1 tRNA gene and 1 rRNA gene are annotated in these 525 nt (G+C 49.1%); both read left to right on the top strand.

Going from position 1 to position 525, the window contains the following annotated elements:
• Positions 1–82 (top strand): 16S ribosomal RNA (locus QSK07_RS22675); the annotation flags it as partial.
• Between the two features lie 86 nt (positions 83–168).
• Positions 169–244 (top strand) — tRNA-Glu (locus QSK07_RS22670).
• Positions 245–525 lie beyond the last annotated feature (281 nt).

The raw sequence follows: 525 nt of genomic DNA, 5'->3' as shown, positions 1-525 counted from the left end.
GCTTACCACTTTGTGATTCATGACTGGGGTGAAGTCGTAACAAGGTAACCGTAGGGGAACCTGCGGTTGGATCACCTCCTTACCTGAAGATACCTTCCGGCGCAGTGCTCACACAGATTGTCTGATAGAAAATAACGAGCAAAGTGTCTTTCGAAGACAGACTTAATTGTCCCCTTCGTCTAGAGGCCCAGGACATCGCCCTTTCACGGCGGTAACAGGGGTTCGAATCCCCTAGGGGACGCCAAAGCTTGGTGACAGGTGAAAGATGTTGCCCTCATATCTTAAAGATGACTTACGAGTCATGTTTAAGATATTTGCTCTTTAACAATCCGGAACAAGCTGAAAATTGAAACGACGTGTCGTTTTCATTCTCTGTAACAGGAATGAAAAACGCGACGCGGTCGGGTCTCTCAAATGCTTGCAGTCTGCAGCGCTGAAAAACGCCTGTGGGTTGTGAGGTTAAGCGACCAAGCGTACACGGTGGATGCCCAGGCAGTCAGAGGCGATGAAGGACGTGCTAATCTG

Origin of the sequence: Pantoea sp. QMID4, assembly GCF_030270445.1 — a bacterium.
In the GTDB taxonomy this organism is placed as follows: domain Bacteria; phylum Pseudomonadota; class Gammaproteobacteria; order Enterobacterales; family Enterobacteriaceae; genus Pantoea; species Pantoea vagans.
This window is presented reverse-complemented; position numbering and strand designations above follow the sequence as displayed.